1 pseudogene is annotated in these 221 nt (G+C 77.8%); it reads right to left on the bottom strand.

The window, feature by feature from the left end:
* A pseudogene (locus tag AMS65_RS19630) lies at positions 1-221 on the bottom strand (DNA repair protein RecN); the annotation flags it as partial.

The following is a 221-nucleotide window of genomic DNA, read 5'->3' as shown; positions in this document are numbered from 1 at the left end:
CCCCTCCGGCGCCCCAGCGAGGCGCCCGCTCGCCACGGTCGGATGGTGGCGGGCGTCAGTCGGCGCGGAGCGGCCTTCGGTCAGTGCCGGCCGCTCCCGGTGCCCTCGGCGGTACTCCTGCAGCACGGCGGCGAGCTCTCCGCCGCCGAGGCGGTCGAGCGTGTCTCGCTGCGCCGCGAGCGACTCCAGCCGAAGCTGCCCCGACTGCCCGTGCACGGCGA

It is taken from the genome of Leucobacter celer subsp. astrifaciens (assembly GCF_001273835.1).
Classification (GTDB): Bacteria; Actinomycetota; Actinomycetes; order Actinomycetales; family Microbacteriaceae; genus Leucobacter; species Leucobacter celer.
Note: the sequence above shows the minus strand (reverse complement) of the source record. Positions and strands in the feature narration are given on the sequence as shown.